We start from the raw sequence: 14,824 nt of genomic DNA, 5'->3' as shown, positions 1-14,824 counted from the left end.
CGTCAGGCCCGTCGCCGTCCCCGCCGCCGTGCAGTGAGCGTGGAGAATGCGCGCCGCGTCACGGTCCCGCCCACCCGCACGAGCACGAAGGGCCTACCACCTGGAGCGGAATCGTCTACCCTGGAGGTGTCTTGGGGAGGTTGTCGTCATGCGCAGGCGCACGCTGCGTTCCTCGGCCGCGGATGTGTTTCGGCTGGTCGCGCTCGCCGCGGCCGGGGCGGTGGCGGCCTCGTGTCACGAGCCGCTCGACACCCGGCGGGTAGCGCCCCCCAAGGCGACGCTGGGCGACGACGTCTTCGGCGTGCTCTGCGACCGCGTGGGCGCGTCGAGCCTGAACGAGGACCACACCGGCGCCTCGTACCAGCGCGTCTGCCACTACGACGGCGAGGGCCGTTACGACGACAGCGTCGACGTGTCGCTGCTGCCGCCCGTCTCCGGCGAGGAGGCGGAGCGGGCGCGCCGGCTCGGCGTGGCCAAGGTCGAGACGATGGCGCGGTGGCGCGGCGACCTCGTGCGCGCCGTCAACGCCGCGGTGCCCGACGTCGAGATCGACAACGTCGCGGCCGGGGAGGGGGGCGGGAAGATCCGGCTGCACGACGCCTTCCTGAGCCTGTCGCAGACGATCGCGCCGCTCTACGAGACGAACCCGTTCGAGGCGGGGGCGCCCCCGGTGCTGCCCGAGTCGACGCGGGGGATCGGGCGGCTCGCCGCGGCGTTCGCCGGCAGCGAGGAGGCCTCGGGCAAGCTCGCGCAGATCGGGGAGCGGAAGGGCTACCGGCCGGCCGGCGTGGCGCTCGGCGCGGCGCGGGCGGCGCTCGAGTACCCGGAGCTCCGCGCGATGACGCGGGCGTCGCTCGACGTCCTCGGCCCCGGCGGGGCGGGGGAGGCGGCCCTCCAGGCGCTCCTCGCCGCCGGCAAGGGCGAGCTGCTCGCGTTGGAGCCGACGACCTCCCGCGAGGAGCCCCTCGCGATCGACGAGGCCACCGCGCAGCCGAGCCGGCCGCGCACCCTGGCCGAGCTCGCGGGCGCTGTCGCGCTGGCGGAGCACCCGCGGTTCGCCGAGCGCGACGCGGCGCCGCCGCGCTACGTCGCGCGCCGCGACCGGCGCGGCTTCGCGCTGCCCGCGGGGGAGGGCGTCCCCGCGCCGTTCGCTGACGGGGACGGCGACGGCCTCGCCGACGTCGACGCGTTCGGCCGCTTCGTCGACGCGGCCGGGACGCCGCTCCCGCTCGACCCGCCGTTCGCGGTCCCCGGCGTCGCCCCGTCGCAGGAGCCGGACCGGTTCGGGCGGCCGTCGCCGGAGCGTTACGCGTACATCGACACGTCCCGCACGCTCGCCGCCGCGGCGCTGCGCTCGATCGCGCCGCTCCTCGACGCGACCCGCTACGCGGGCGACGGGGACCCCGCGCCGTGGAAGACCGAGCACGAGGGGCTCATGTACGCCCTCGCCGGCTCGTACCTGCTCTTCGGCGACCGCGAGGAGGCCCAGTACGATCCCGCGCGCGGGAAGGTCCTGCCGCCGGACGCGAGTTGCGACGGCTGCCTCCGGTACCGCCGCTTCCGCGGGGAGGACTCGCCGCTCGCCGACCTGGCGCACGCGGTCGGCCAGGTGCTCGCGGACCGGGACTCGGACGCCCTCCTCGTCACGCTGATCGATCTGCTCGAGAACCACGAGGCGGAGCTCGCCCGCATGACCGGCGCGGCGCTGCGCATCCGCGATCTCGCCCGCGAGCACGACCGGCTCGCGGCCGAGGGCAAGGAGCCGGTCGCGGAGCTCGCCGACGGGGCGCCGCTCGGGGACGAGCTGGCGGCGGTGCTCGGCAGGGCCGTCGAGCAGCCGGGGCTCGTGGCGCGCCTGCTCGAGGCGCTCGCGAGCGACGCGCTCCTCGCCCAGCACGGCGGCGCGCGGCACGCCGGCGATGCGGTCGCGGCGATGCTCACGACCCGCGACCAGTACGCGTACAACCCGAGCGACCTGAACGGCCCGGCCATCAACCTCTCCGTCGGGGCGCCGTCGACGGCCGACCCGCGGACCCCGGTCGACCCGACGAAGCCCAGGGCCGGCGACAACCGCTCGAACATGGAGCGGCTGATGCACCTCATGCACGACACCGCCGGCGTCCGGCAGTGCAACAAGGAAGGCGCGGTCGTGACCGTCTTCGGCCTCACGGTGCCCTTCGTCGAGTTCACCGAGTGCGAGCTGTTCCAGATCGACGACCTGGCGGCCTTCTACCTCGACTCGCTGCTCCCGGAGGGGCACCCGAAGCGGGCCGAGCTCGAGGTGAAGCCCTCGGCCCTCGCGCTCCTCGTGACCGACTCCATCCTCGAGTCGGCCAGCGGCATCACCGGGCTCACCGGCCACCCGACGTCGGCCGCGCTCAGCCGGCTCATCTACTTCGGCGCCGACTCGGAGCGGTACCCGGGCCTTCGCGACCTCGATCCGCTGCGGGACCTGGCGAACGAGACGACAAACCAGTTCATCTCCGGGTCGCTCGAGCCGGCCGGGACGATCCACTGCCCGAGGAACGCGCTCGGCGTGAACGAGTGCAGCACCCCGGAGAACCTGATCCGGGTGCGCCACCCGGGGACGACCTTCCTGATCGAGCGGCTCGGGCTCGGCGCGTACCTGAGCCCCATCGTGCAGGCGTTCGCCGAGGTCGGCCCGGACACGACAGGCGAGGCGATCCTCATCGATCTCTTCAGCACGGCGTACCGCCACTGGCCGGGCAAGGAGCACGGGCCCGAGTGCATCAAGGCGGGCTCGCCGGCGACCAACACCGCGTACTGCTCGGAGGCAGGGGCCAACTCGTACGAGCCGCTCCTCTCCGACGTGCTCCAGGCCGATGACGTCCTCGCGTCGTCGGTCGCGTTCGCGAAGATGGCGACCGACCCGTCGGCCCCGGTGACGGTGCAGCGCGGCCCGAGGGCCGGCCAGGCCTGGACGAAGGCGCAGGCGATCGAGGAGCTCGCGCGGATCCTCTTCAGCGCCGACCACGCGGCCAGCGTGGGCATGGTCGACAGGTGGGGGAAGAAGACGGCCACGTGGGCCGACGGCCGGACCCAGGAGCAGCTCACCGGGTTCACCCTCCTCGCCGACGCCCTGAACCGCATCGACGCCCGCTTCGAGGAGAGCAGCGCGCCCGACGCCGCGGAGCGAGAGGGGCAGTGGAAGCGCGCCACGGACGAGCTCATCGACGCGCTGCTCGCGGTCGAGGGGTCGGGGCCGGAGGCGCGGTTCAAGAACCGCGCGCTCCCGCGGATGGGCGCCGTGGTCCTGCGCGCGCTCCGCGAGCAGCTCAACGCGCGGTGCCCGGACCGCGAGACCACCGGGCGGTGCGCCTGGGCGCAGAAGGAGCTCGGCGCCAAGGTGGTCGACCTGGTGAGCCACCCGCTCTTCGCGGGCCTCGCCGATGTCATGGAGTCGATCCGCGCCCACGAGCCGGCGCGGCGGGAGGTCGAGCGGTTCCTCGCCGCGATGCTCGACGCGGACGGGGACGCGTTCCCGGCGCTGCTCGCGACGGCGGTGGACGGGGCGCAGATCCTCGCCAACGACGACGTGCTCGCGCCGCTCCTCAGGACGGCGGCCGTGGCGCTGAGCCCCGCGGGGGACGCCGAGGGGCCGGGCGCGGCCGACGCCGGGCTCGAGGCGCTCAAGGCGCTCAACGACGATCGGTACGACAGGTACCACGCGATGGATCACGTGCTCCCGGCGCTGGTGGCGCCGATGGCGGACGGCCGCGCGCCTGTCCAGGTGTTCCTGGACGCGATCGCCGACGTGAACCGCGTCGACGCGGAGAGCGCCGCGCCGCTCTCGGCGGAGGACTACCGGCAGGTGTTCCTCTCGACGCGGGATTTCCTGCTCGATGAGACCCGCGGGCTCGAGCAGATCTACGCCATCATCAAGAATCGACCTCACGAGTGATCCGCGTGCAGAAGCTCATGATCCGCGCGGCGATCCTCGCGGCGGCAGCCGCCGGGGCGCTCGCCGTGCCCGCGGGGGACGCGGGCGCGGCCGGGCTGTATTTCACCGATCGCGGCGTGCGCCCGTCGTCCCGCGGCGGGGCGTACATCGCCGGGGGCGACGACCTCGGGGCGATCGCCTACAACCCCGCGGGCGTCTACGAGGCCGGCACCCAGGTCCTGATCGACGCCGGGCTCTTCGAGTGGCGCAGCCAGTACACGCGCCAGGCGATCGTGCGGCAGGTCGATCCGAACACCGGCGAGCCGACGGGCGCGAGCTTCGTGCAGACGATGGCCCCCGTGACCGGCACCGCGCCGGTGCTGCCGATCCCCACGCTCGCGGCGTCGTTCAAGGTCGACCCGCGGTGGGTCGTCTGGGGCGGGGTGTGGGCGCCGTACGCGGCCATCGCCAGCTACCCGGAGCAGGTGAACGGCATGCCGGCGCCGCAGCGTTATGCGCTGTTCACGATGGATGGCTCGCTGCTCGCCTTGCTCGGGGTCGGCGCGGCGTACGCGCCGTCGCCGAAGTGGCGCCTCGGCGCCTCGATCGGCGCGCTGGTGGGCACGTTCAACAGCCGGATGGTCGTCTCCGGGTGCGTCCCCGAGCGGATGTTCTGCGCGCCCGAGGACCCGGAGTGGGACATCCACGCGGAGCTCTCGGTCGGGCCGATCGTGGCGCCGACGGGCCAGCTCGGGGCGCTCTTCGTCCCGAGCCGGGCGTGGCGCGTCGGCCTGGCCTTCCAGCTCCCCGTCTGGGTGCGCGCGCCGGCCACCGTCCGGGCGCGGCTCCCCGCGGCGCCGTTCTTCGAGCGCGCCGTCCAGGAGGGCGAGGACGCCGACGTCTCGTTCGATCTGCCCTGGATCCTCCGCGCCGGCGTGGAGGCGCGGGTCGAGGACGACCTGCGCGTGGAGCTCGGGCTGGGCGTCGAGGGCTGGGGCATGCACGACGACATCCTCGTCGAGCCCGACGGCCTGGTGCTCCGCGGCGTCGTCGGTTTTCCTGAGGAGTTTCGCGTACCTGCGGTCGAGTTCCCCCGGCGCTTCGAGGCCTCGTTCTCCGCGCGGCTCGGCGGCGAGTACTCGGTCGAGCTCGCGGGCAGGCGGTGGGATCTGCGCGCCGGCGCGAGCTTCGAGCAGACCGCCGTCCCGCCCGAGTACCTCACGGTCCTCACGATCGACGCGACGAAGGTGACCGCCGCGGCCGGCCTCGGCGTGCACCTCGGCCGGTGGCGGCTCGACGCGAGCTACGCGCACGTGTTCGCCGCGGGCGTGAAGGTGGATCCGGCGGACGCGCGGGTGCCGCAGGTGAGCCCGGTGCGGGCCAACCCGCCGGAGAACCCGAACACCATCAACGGCGGCGCCTACAGCGCCCGCGCGAACGTCGTGGGGCTCGGCGTCGCCTACACCTTCGAGGCGGCGCCGGAGGGCAGCGCTACTCCGCGCGCAGCTCGCGCAGCCGCTCGGTGAGCCGGGGGCCGTCCAGCCAGCTCAGGTCCTTGTCCACGCTCGACTCGATGTGGTTGGTGACCTGCTTGCTCACCGTCCCGCGGAGCAGGCCGAGGAAGTGCGGTGGAGCGATGAGCACCAGCGACTCGTAGGCGTGCTCGTTCAGGCCCTTCTCCAGCACCTCCGCGAGCTCCTGGGCGAACTTCTGCTTCTCGACCTCCTTGGGATCTGTGTCGGGCGCGGCGCCCGGACGGCCCAGATACGTGCCACCCCCGCCGCCGCTGATGTTGCCGTTCCCGCCCGGGGTGCCGTTCGGCTTCCGGCCGTGCGCGTCGGCCATCAGATCCCGCACGCGCGCCCGGCTCTCCTCATGACTGTAGGACTCGAGCAGGGTAAAGCCCTTGCCCGCAGGCTCTTCACGATAGAGCTGGGCGCGGCTTGCGTCGGAGACCAGGATCCACGTCTTCCGTGCTGCCTTGTTTGCCATAAGCCTCCACAGGGAATCAACCCTTCCCTTTGTCTACGTTAAAGACCGACCCCCCCCAGCGCAAGCGGCCAGAGAGCCCAGACCCATGAGATTCGACCGGATTGCACGCGGGGAGGCAGGCTCATCAACGTCCTTGGTGCTCCAAATGCGATGAGAACGAGAGAGTCGTGCATCTCTCAGGGAGTTGTTGAGCGCGAAATACAGTGTTCGGTGTACTGACAGTCTACCGACGGCCTCGACCATGAACCGGCGACCCGCGGCGCCCGCGATCGTGCGCTCCGGCGCTGCCGCGCGCGGCGCCGCCCCGGCCGCGGCGCGAGCCCTGCCGCGGCGCGGCGCGGCGCGGCGCGGCGCGGCGCGCGGCGCCTTCCGCCTGCGCGCCGCCGCGCCGGCGTTCCGGTGAGGCGCGCGGGCGCCTTACCGGAACCGGTCGGTCGCCTCGACCAGCTCGTGCAGGATGCCCGGCTCCATCGCCGAGTGCCCCGCGTCCGCGACGATGCGCAGATCGGCCTCGGGGAACGCGCGGTGGAGCGCCCACGCGCTCTCCGCCGGACAGACCACATCATAGCGGCCCTGCACGACGACGGTGGGGATATGGCGGATCCGGTGCACGTCGTCGAGGAGCTGCGTCTCCGTGGTGAAGAACCCCTTGTTCATGAAGTAGTGGCACTCGATCCGGGCGAACGCGAGCGCGAAGTCGTTGCCCGCCGTCTTCGCGACGAGCTCGGGGTTCGTGAACAGGCAGCTCGTCCGCCCCTCCCAGACGCTCCACGCGCGCGCCGCCCGGTGCTGCACCTCGGGGTCGGGGCTCGTGAGCCGCCGGTGATACGCCGTGAGCAGGTCGCCCCGCTCGGCCTCGGGGATGAACGTGAGGTACTCCTCCCACGCGTCCGGGAAGATGGCGCTCGCGCCCCGCTGGTAGAACCACTCGAGCTCCTGCTTCCGCAGGAGGAAGATCCCGCGCAGCACGAGCTCGGTCACCCGCGCCGGGTGCCGCTCGGCGTAGGCCAGCGACAGCGTGCTCCCCCACGAGCCGCCGAACACCTGCCACCGCTCGATGCCGAGGTGCTCGCGGAGCGCCTCCATGTCCGCGACGAGGTGCCAGGTGGTGTTCTCCTCCAGGCACGCGTACGGCGTGCTCTTGCCGCAGCCCCGCTGATCGAAGAGCACGATCCGGTAGGCGGCCGGGTCGAAGAAGCGCCGCTGCTTGGGCTCCGTGCCGCCCCCGGGGCCGCCGTGCACGAAGATCACCGGCTTGCCGCGCGGGTTGCCCGACTCCTCGAAATAGATCTCGTGAACATCGGAGACGCGGAGCCTGCCGGCGCGGTACGGCTCGATCTCGGGATACAGCGTCCGCCTCTGCGTGCCTGTCATGGTCATGCCGCCCCCGCTCCCGTCCGTCGACCGGCGCCCGGAGGGCGCCAGGGGCGCCCAGCGTACGCCAATGTGCGCCGCGGGGGGAAGGGCGGGGCGGCGGGGCGCGGAGCCGGCCCGGCGGGGCGCTCAGCCGGGCGGCGCGGCCTCGCGCGGCTCGGCCCTGGTCGCGCCGCTGTAGAGCGCGTCGAGCACGGGAGCGTACTTCTGGAGCACCACGCGCCGCTTCAGCTTCAGGGTCGGCGTGAGCATCCCGTTCTCCGCGGTGAAGTCCTCGTCGGTGAGGGCGATCTTCTTGACCTTCTCGAACCCCTTCGCGTCCGACGAGCACCTGTCGACCTCCGCCTGGACGCGCGCGATCACCCGCGGGTGCTTCAGCATCGCGCCGGGCGAGTCGAACGTGAGCCCCTCGCCCCGCGCCCACTCGGCGAGCGCCGTCAGCTCGGGCACGATGAGCGCCACGTTGAAGAGGCGGTTGTCGCCGTACACCATCGCGTTGTTGATCAGCGGAGACAGCTTGAGCTTGTCCTCGATCGGGGACGGCGCGACGTACTTGCCGTTCTCCAGCTTGTACTGCTCCTTGATGCGGCCCGTGACGTGGAGATAGCCCTCCTCGTCGAGGTAGCCGAGATCGCCGGTGCGGAAGCCGCCGTCCTCCGTCATGACGGCTTTGTTCTCCTCGTCGCGCTTGTGATAGCCCACCATCACGTTCGGGCCATACACAACGATCTCGCCCTGCCGCGAACCATGCGTCGAACCATCCGTCGAACCGTGCGTCTCCGACCTGTCGATCTCGACCCTCACGCCCGGGATCGGCTTGCCCACGGTGCCGAGGCGGCGGGCCCCCGGGTAGTTCACCGCGACGACAGGCGACGTCTCGGTGAGGCCGTATCCCTCGTAGACGGTGATGCCGAGCGCGTCGACGAACTCGGCCACCTCGTAGGAGAGCGCCGCCCCGCCGCTGATCGCATATTTCAGCTTGCCGCCGAACTTGTCGCGGATCTTCGAGAAGATGACCCGGTCCGCCACCGCGAGCGTGAGCCGCTCGACGAGGCCGAGCGCCTCGCCCCTGTTCTGCTTCGCCGCGGCGCGCAGCCCGGCGCGGAACAGGCCCTGGACGAGCGCGGGCTTCTCCGTCATCTGCTTCTGCACGCCCTCGTAGATGCGGCAGAAGATGCGCGGGACGCTCATCAGCACGGTGGGGTGCACCTCGGCGAGGTTCGCGACGATCTTGTCGACCGACTCGCTCAGCGCCATCGACGCGCCCACGGTGACCATCACGTGGAGCTCGCCTGTGTGGCCGAACGAGTGCGTCCAGGGGAGGAACGACAGGCTCCGGTCGGCGCTGCCGAACGGGATGAGATCGAGCACCGCGCAGACGTTCGACGCGATGTTGCCGTGCGAGAGGATCACCCCCTTGGGGTTGCCGGTCGTGCCCGAGGTGTAGATGAGGCACGCCGTGTCCGCGGCGGTCGGCTCGATGGCCGGGGCCGGGCCCTTCTCGCCCGCGGCGAGCAGCGCCCCGTACGAGGTGGTCTGTGCGCCGGGCGCGCCGCCCGGCTCCTCCGGCTCGAACAGGCAGACGATGTGCTTCAGCGAGGGCGCCTTCTCGGGGAGATCCCTGCACTTGTCGTAGATCTGCGGCGTGGCGACGATCGCGACGGCGGCCTCGCAATCGTTGATGATGAACGCCCACTCGGCCGGGAGCTGCGCCTCGTACATCGGCACGACCGCGACTCCCATGCTGAAACAGGCGTAGGCAGCGACCGCCCACTCGACACGGTTGTTCGAGATGAGGGCCACGCGGTCCCCGCGCTGGACACCGAGCGACGCCAGGCCGCCGCGAAACCTGGCGACGAGCTGCCCGAACTCCGCATAGGTGATCCAGCTCCAGCGGCCGTCCGCCTTCGTGCCGAACAGCGGCCGCGGACCGTAAAGGCTCAGTGAGCGGTCGAGCAGTTGTACCAGGTTCTCCAGCTTGGCCATCGCGTCTCCTCCCACATCGATTGTTACCATGGCACCGCGACGGACCTGCGCGCTTTTATCGGCTCGCGGCGCGGGTCTCGGCTCGCGGCGCGGTGCGCGGGTGTCGTCGCGTGGAGGCTGGACGAACTGGCCCGCCGGTGCGCCGCCTCCCGCGCCGGGGCGGGGCCGGGGCCGGGCGGCTAGGCGCCGCGCGCGCGGCGCGGCGCGGGCCCTCCCGGCGCGCGGCGGCCGAGGTGGCGGCCCCGGGGACCTTCTGTTAGAGGGTGCATCGCTTCGATGCCCCGGTATTCGATCACGACGTTCGGCTGCCAGATGAACGTGCACGACTCCGAGCGGATGCACGAGGTGCTCCGCCGCGCCGGCTACACGGAGGCCGGCGGCCCCGAGGAGGCGGACGTGCTCGTGCTGAACACGTGCAGCGTGCGCGAGAAGGCCGAGCAGAAGCTGCGGAGCGAGGTGGGGCGGCTCGCGCGCTGGAAGCGGGAGCGCGCCGAGCGCGTGGTCGTCGTGGCGGGGTGCGTGGCCCAGCAGGAGGGCGAGCGCCTCCTCAAGCAGATGCGGGCGATCGACGTCGTGGTGGGCCCCGACAACATCCCGGAGCTGCCCGGCCTGCTCGGCGACCTCGCGCTCGGCGGGCTGCCGGTCGCGCGCACGGTGTTCGACCTGGACGCGCCGCGGTTCCTCGTCGCCTCGCCGTCGCCGTCGCCGTCGCCCTCGACGCGCGCCGCGCCGACCGCGTTCGTCACGATCATGAAGGGCTGCGACGAGCGCTGCTCGTTCTGCATCGTCCCGTACACCCGCGGGCCGGAGCGGTACCGGGCGAGCGACGAGATCGTCGCCGAGATCGCCGCGCTCGTGGTCGCGGGGACGCGCGAGATCACGCTGCTCGGCCAGACGGTGAACAGCTACCGCGACCCGCTCGGCGCGCTGCCGCGGGCCCCGGGCGCGAGCGCGGACGACCCGGACGAGAGCGAGTTCGCGGCGCTGCTCCGGCGGATCGCGGCCGACGTCCCCGGCCTCGCGCGCCTGCGCTACACGAGCCCGCACCCGCGGCACCTCACGCCGTCGCTCGTCCTCGCCCACGCCGAGCTCGCCGTGCTGCCGCGCCACGTGCACATGCCGGTGCAGTCGGGCAGCGATCGCGTCCTCCGGCGGATGATCCGCCGCTACACGCGCGCCGAGTACGTCGCGAGGACGCGGGCGCTCGTCGAGGCCGTCCCCGGGCTGACGCTCTCGACCGACATCATCGTCGGCTTCCCGGGCGAGACCGAGGACGACTTCGCGGCGACGCTGTCGCTCGTGCGCGAGGTGGGGTTCAAGGGGCTGTTCGGCTTCAAGTACTCGCGCCGCCCGCACACCCCCGCGCTGAAGCTGCCGGACGACGTGCCCGAGGACGTGAAGGGCGCGCGGCTCGCGCGCCTGTTCGAGGAGAGCGAGGCGCTGCTCGCCGCCCACCTGTCGGGCCTCGTCGGGACGACCCAGGAGGTGCTCGTCGAGGGGCGCGACAAGGAGCGCGGGGGTGAGCGCGGCGCGGGCGGGGCGCTCTGGTCCGGCCGGACGGGGCGCCACGAGATCGCGCACATCGAGGGCGCGGGGGAGCTCGACCTGCTCGGCGAGGTCGTCGAAATCTCGATCACGCGGGCGAACAAGCACTCGCTCCAGGCCGAGCTCACCGAGGCGGCCCGCGCCGCGGCGCGACCGCAGCCGCGGGGCGACGCGGGGCGGCCGGCCCGGCGCTCGCTGCCGGTGGTCGCGGCCGAGGGGGGCTGACGTGGCGCTCGTCCTGACCCTCGACGGCGTGTCGCCGCGGCTCGGGCGCGACGTGTTCCTGGCGCCGAACGCGACGGTGATCGGCGACGTGGAGCTCGGCGACGAGGCGAGCGTGTGGTTCGGCGCGGTCCTGCGCGGCGACATCGGCGCGATCCGCGTCGGTCCGCGGAGCAACGTGCAGGACCTCGCGTGCCTGCACCTCACGGGCGGCGTGTCCCAGACGATCGTCGGCGCCGACGTGACCATCGGGCACAGCGCGATCCTGCACGGCTGCCTCGTCGGCGACGGGTGCCTGATCGGGATGGGGAGCATCCTGCTCGACAACGTCGAGATCGGCGCGGGCTCGGTGATCGCGGCGGGCGCGGTGGTGCCGCCCGGCAAGGTGATCCCGCCGCGGTCGCTGGTGCGCGGCAACCCGGCCCGGGTGATCGGCGAGGTGCGGCCGGACCAGGCCGAGCTCGGCAGGATGGGCGCGGCGAGCTATGTCGACAACGCGCGGCGCTTCCGGGCCGCGCTCGCCGCGACGGCGGCCGGAGCGCCGGGCGTCGCGCCGCACGAGGTGAAGAAGCCATGAACATCACGGTGAACGGGGAAGCGCGCGAGGTGCCTGCGGCGGTGACGGTGCGGAGGCTCGTCGAGCTGCTCGGGCTGACCGAGGGCCCGGTGGCGGTCGAGCGCAACGGCGAGGTGGTGCCGCGGGCCGAGCACACGGCGGCCGAGCTCGCCGAGGGCGACGTGATCGAGATCGTGCACTTCGTGGGCGGCGGCTGAGGCTGCTCGGCGGCGCCCTTCCTGTAAGGAGAGATTCAACGCCAAGGCGCAAAGGCGCAAAGGCGCAAGGAGAGGAGAAAAAATCTTCTTGCTTTTTTGCGCCTTGGCGTCTTTGCGCCTTGGCGTTTTCTTCTCCTCCCCTCTTCCCTGCCAAACGACGCTCTAGCGATCTTCCAGATCGTCCGCGATCCGGCTACGATGCCTGGCTGCCATGGATACGAGGGCCCTCGTCCTGGTCTTGGCGCTCGGCGGGTCGGCCGGCGTGGGCGCCGCCCTGGCGGTGCGCGACGCGCTGCCCGCGTCGCCGGTGGTCCACGGCCTCTCGATCGGCGAGCGCTTCGTGCCGGACGGCGCCTCGCCGGCGGCCTGGATCGAGGCGCGGCGGGACGCGCTGCGCGTGCGCGAGATCCGGCTCCGCCACGACGACGTGGAGCTGACCGCGACGCTCGGTGAGGCGGGCGTCGAGGTCGACGTCGGCGAGACGCTCGCGGCCGCGCAGCGCGTGGGCCACGAGGGCCCCTGGGCGCGGCGGATCCGGGAGGCGCGGCGGGCGCGGCGCGGCGCGATCGACGTGCCGCTCGTCTGGGCGGTCGACGAGGACAAGGCCCGCGCGCTGCTCGAGCGGCTCGCCCCCGAGGTCTACCGGGCGCCCCGCGACGCGCGCCTCGACCTCGCGAACCGGCGGAAGATCCCGGAGCAGGCGGGCCGGGAGCTCGACGTCGACGCGTCGCTCAAGGCGCTGCGGGCCGGCGCCCACGAGTCGTACGAGGAAGAGGAGCGCATCGAGCTCGCGGTCCGGACCATCGCGCCGGCCGTCGTCGTCGACGACCTGGTGAGCGTCGACGTGACGCGGGTCGTCGCGGCGTACGAGACGAAGTTCAAGCGGCACGGCAAGGAGGCCGGGCGCGCTGTGAACATCAAGAACGCCGCGTCGCGGATCGACGGCACCATCCTGGCTCCCGGCGAGACCTTCTCGTTCAACGCCCATGTCGGCCCGCGGACGCGCAAGAACGGGTTCACCATCGCCCCGGAGATCCTCGGCGACGAGACCGTCCCCGGCTACGGCGGGGGGACGTGCCAGGTCTCCAGCACCCTCTTCGCCGCGTCGCTCTTCGGCGCGCTCGAGACGCCGGACCGCCAGAGCCACTCGCGCCCGAGCGCCTACATCCCGATGGGGCTCGACGCGATGGTGACCTACCCGGAGTCGGACCTGAAGATCAGGAACACGCTCCCGTTCCCGATCATGATCCACGCGTACCTGCCCTCGCCCACGGTGCTGCGCGTGGAGATCCTGGGCGGCGACCCGGTGGCGGAGGTCGTCCACCAGGTCGACGCCGAGCACACCGACGATTTCATCCGCCGCATCTACGTGAAGTCCGAGCTGTCGGAGGGCAAGGTGCGCCGCCACCAGAAGGGCTCGTGCGGATACGACGTGAGGTCGTACGTCAAGGTCCGGTACAGGGACGGCCGGGTCGGCGAGCGCAGCTATACGAGCGAGTACAAGCCCGCGCCCGAGGTGTTCTGGGTCGCGCCGGACTACGATCCTTCGGCGCTCCCGGAGCTCCCGGAGCACGCCAGGGCGGTGGAGGAGCTCCAGGAGGGCGAGGTCCCTGCGGAGGCGCAGGCCCCCCCTGCGGAGGCGCAGGGCGACGGCTTCTCGATGTGAGCGGCGGCCGGAGGCCCCTGCGCCGCCGCGGCTCATCCGCCGCGTCGCGCGGGCGCGCCCTCCAGGGAGCGCGGGGCCGCCGCTTCAGGCGCTGCGCGCGGCCCGGTCGAAGCGCAGGCGGAGGCTCTGTAACCCGCGCAGGCTGAACATCCGGCGCCACACGACCGGCTCCGGCTCGCGCGAGAAGGGCGGCAGTCGCCGGAAGATCTCCTCGAAGGCGGTCTTGCCCTCGAGCCGCGAGAGGGGCGCGCCGACGCAGAAGTGGATGCCGAACCCGAATCCCACGTTGCCGCGCTGCTCCCGGGTGATGTCGAACCGGTCCGGATCGGAGAACTGCGCGGCATCCCGGTTGGCCGACGCGATGATCGGCACGACGATCGCGCCCTTCGGGACGGTGACGCCGGAGAGGGTCACGTCCTGGGTCGCCAGCCGCATCAGGAACTGCGCGGGCCCCTCGTAGCGGAGGACCTCCTCGATGAAGCCGGGGATCTGCGACGGGTCCTCGCGGAGGCGGCGGAGGGCCTCGGGGTTGTCGAGGAGCGCGAGCGTGCCATTGCCGATGAGGTTCGTCGTCGTCTCGTTGCCCGCGATCAGGAGCAGGACCACCATGCTGAGCACGTCGTCCCCCTTCAGCTCGCCGTACTCCACCTCGCCGCGGATGAGGTCGCTGATGAGATCCTCGCGCGGCTGCCGCTTCCGCTCCGCGATCAGCTCGTGGAAATAGGCGCGCATCTCGCGGCGGCTCCGGAGCACGCGCTCCACCTCCGCGTCGCTCAGCTGGCCGACGCCCGAGCTCACGGCGTCGTCGGACCAGCGCTTGAAGTCCTCGCGGCGCGCCGGATCGACGCCGAGCATCTCGGAGATGACCGTGACCGGCAGCGGCACGGCCAGGTCCTCCATCATGTCGAAGGTGTCCTTCGCGAGGATGCGATCGAGGTACTCGGTCGTGATCTCCCGCACCCGCTGCTCGAGCCGCGCGATCGCCCTCGGCGTGAACGCGCCGCTGACGAGCTGGCGCACCCTGGTGTGGACCGGCGGATCGCACATGAGGAGGTTCACGTCGCTGACGGCGACCGGCTCGCGCTGGAGCCGCTCGTCCTGCCGGCTCGTCCTCGCCACCATGGTGTCGGACGAGAAGAGCTCCGGGTGCTTGAGGACATAGACGACATCGTCGTAACGGCTCACCGCCCAGAAGCCGCCCGGATCGACCTGGCACACAGGCGCCTTGTCGCGGAGCGCGGCGTAGACCGGATAGGGATTCTGCGTGAACTCGGGCGAGGCGAGGTTGAACGCGTGACGCATGGTTCCCTCCACGAAGCAAGCTCAGCTTGTGGTCTGGCATACCATGCGGCCTGGTGAAGGCA

The 14,824-nt window shown here is 72.5% G+C and carries 11 protein-coding genes; 7 read left to right on the top strand and 4 right to left on the bottom strand.

What is annotated here, in order from left to right; genetic code table 11:
- The first annotated feature begins 148 nt into the window (after positions 1-148).
- Complete coding sequence (locus WME76_RS25885; protein ID WP_437954951.1) at positions 149-3,922, top strand: hypothetical protein; 3,774 nt, start codon at positions 149-151, stop codon at positions 3,920-3,922.
- The gene (locus WME76_RS25880) at positions 3,919-5,427 is read left to right on the top strand and encodes an OmpP1/FadL family transporter (RefSeq protein ID WP_437954950.1); all 1,509 of its coding nucleotides are present in this window, start codon (positions 3,919-3,921) and stop codon (positions 5,425-5,427) included. Before WME76_RS25885 ends, WME76_RS25880 begins: the two co-directional genes overlap by 4 nt.
- Here the strand turns inward: WME76_RS25880 and WME76_RS25875 are convergent.
- A complete protein-coding gene (locus WME76_RS25875; protein ID WP_437954949.1) occupies positions 5,393-5,893 on the bottom strand; it encodes a host attachment protein in 501 nt (166 codons plus the stop codon). The two genes, WME76_RS25880 and WME76_RS25875, sit on opposite strands and share 35 nt — an antisense overlap.
- Before the next feature lie 241 nt (positions 5,894-6,134).
- Between WME76_RS25875 and WME76_RS25870 the strand changes: the two genes are divergently transcribed.
- Positions 6,135-6,296 (top strand): hypothetical protein, encoded by a 162-nt coding sequence (locus WME76_RS25870; protein ID WP_437954948.1) that lies wholly within the window; start codon positions 6,135-6,137, stop codon positions 6,294-6,296.
- 14 nt (positions 6,297-6,310) lie between these two features.
- Here the strand turns inward: WME76_RS25870 and pip are convergent, their stop codons facing one another.
- Entirely contained in the window at positions 6,311-7,273 is a 963-nt protein-coding gene (pip, locus tag WME76_RS25865) for a prolyl aminopeptidase (protein ID WP_437954947.1), read from the bottom strand.
- Between the two features lie 123 nt (positions 7,274-7,396).
- Entirely contained in the window at positions 7,397-9,253 is a 1,857-nt protein-coding gene (locus WME76_RS25860; protein WP_437954946.1) for an AMP-dependent synthetase/ligase, read from the bottom strand.
- A gap of 276 nt (positions 9,254-9,529) precedes the next feature.
- On the opposite strand from WME76_RS25860, the gene miaB reads away from it, so the two are divergent.
- The 4 genes from miaB (at position 9,530) to WME76_RS25840 (ending at position 13,460) form a co-directional block, all read left to right on the top strand.
- Positions 9,530-11,023 carry a tRNA (N6-isopentenyl adenosine(37)-C2)-methylthiotransferase MiaB gene (miaB, locus tag WME76_RS25855; RefSeq protein WP_437954945.1) on the top strand — a complete coding sequence of 498 codons (1,494 nt, stop codon included), beginning with the start codon at positions 9,530-9,532 and terminating at the stop codon, positions 11,021-11,023.
- 1 nt (position 11,024) lies between these two features.
- Positions 11,025-11,597 (top strand): gamma carbonic anhydrase family protein, encoded by a 573-nt coding sequence (locus WME76_RS25850; RefSeq protein WP_437954944.1) that lies wholly within the window; start codon positions 11,025-11,027, stop codon positions 11,595-11,597.
- Positions 11,594-11,794, top strand: a complete 201-nt coding sequence (gene thiS, locus WME76_RS25845) for a sulfur carrier protein ThiS (RefSeq protein ID WP_433927330.1) — start codon at positions 11,594-11,596, stop codon at positions 11,792-11,794. The genes WME76_RS25850 and thiS overlap by 4 nt, the downstream gene beginning before the upstream one ends.
- Before the next feature lie 211 nt (positions 11,795-12,005).
- Positions 12,006-13,460, top strand: coding sequence for a VanW family protein (locus tag WME76_RS25840; RefSeq protein ID WP_437954943.1), 1,455 nt, complete (start codon positions 12,006-12,008; stop codon positions 13,458-13,460).
- 84 nt (positions 13,461-13,544) lie between these two features.
- On the opposite strand, the gene WME76_RS25835 is transcribed toward WME76_RS25840, so the two are convergent.
- Positions 13,545-14,762 (bottom strand): cytochrome P450, encoded by a 1,218-nt coding sequence (locus WME76_RS25835; protein WP_437954942.1) that lies wholly within the window; start codon positions 14,760-14,762, stop codon positions 13,545-13,547.
- Positions 14,763-14,824: the final 62 nt, after the last annotated feature.

This window comes from Sorangium sp. So ce119, from assembly GCF_051524405.1.
GTDB lineage: Bacteria > Myxococcota_A > Polyangia > Polyangiales > Polyangiaceae > Sorangium > Sorangium cellulosum_G.
The sequence above is the reverse complement of the archived record's forward strand: the minus strand, read 5'-3'. Positions and strand labels throughout refer to the sequence as shown.

Excerpts from the sequence above, each read along its gene's own strand:
- WME76_RS25840 (WP_437954943.1), top strand. The coding sequence starts at position 12,006 with ATGGATACGAGGGCCCTCGTCCTGGTCTTGGCGCTCGGCGGGTCGGCC.
- WME76_RS25835 (WP_437954942.1), bottom strand. The coding sequence starts at position 14,762 with ATGCGTCACGCGTTCAACCTCGCCTCGCCCGAGTTCACGCAGAATCCC.
- thiS (WP_433927330.1), top strand. The coding sequence starts at position 11,594 with ATGAACATCACGGTGAACGGGGAAGCGCGCGAGGTGCCTGCGGCGGTG.
- miaB (WP_437954945.1), top strand. The coding sequence starts at position 9,530 with ATGCCCCGGTATTCGATCACGACGTTCGGCTGCCAGATGAACGTGCAC.
- WME76_RS25860 (WP_437954946.1), bottom strand. The coding sequence starts at position 9,253 with ATGGCCAAGCTGGAGAACCTGGTACAACTGCTCGACCGCTCACTGAGC.
- pip (WP_437954947.1), bottom strand. The coding sequence starts at position 7,273 with ATGACCATGACAGGCACGCAGAGGCGGACGCTGTATCCCGAGATCGAG.
- WME76_RS25875 (WP_437954949.1), bottom strand. The coding sequence starts at position 5,893 with ATGGCAAACAAGGCAGCACGGAAGACGTGGATCCTGGTCTCCGACGCA.
- WME76_RS25870 (WP_437954948.1), top strand. The coding sequence starts at position 6,135 with ATGAACCGGCGACCCGCGGCGCCCGCGATCGTGCGCTCCGGCGCTGCC.
- WME76_RS25885 (WP_437954951.1), top strand. The coding sequence starts at position 149 with ATGCGCAGGCGCACGCTGCGTTCCTCGGCCGCGGATGTGTTTCGGCTG.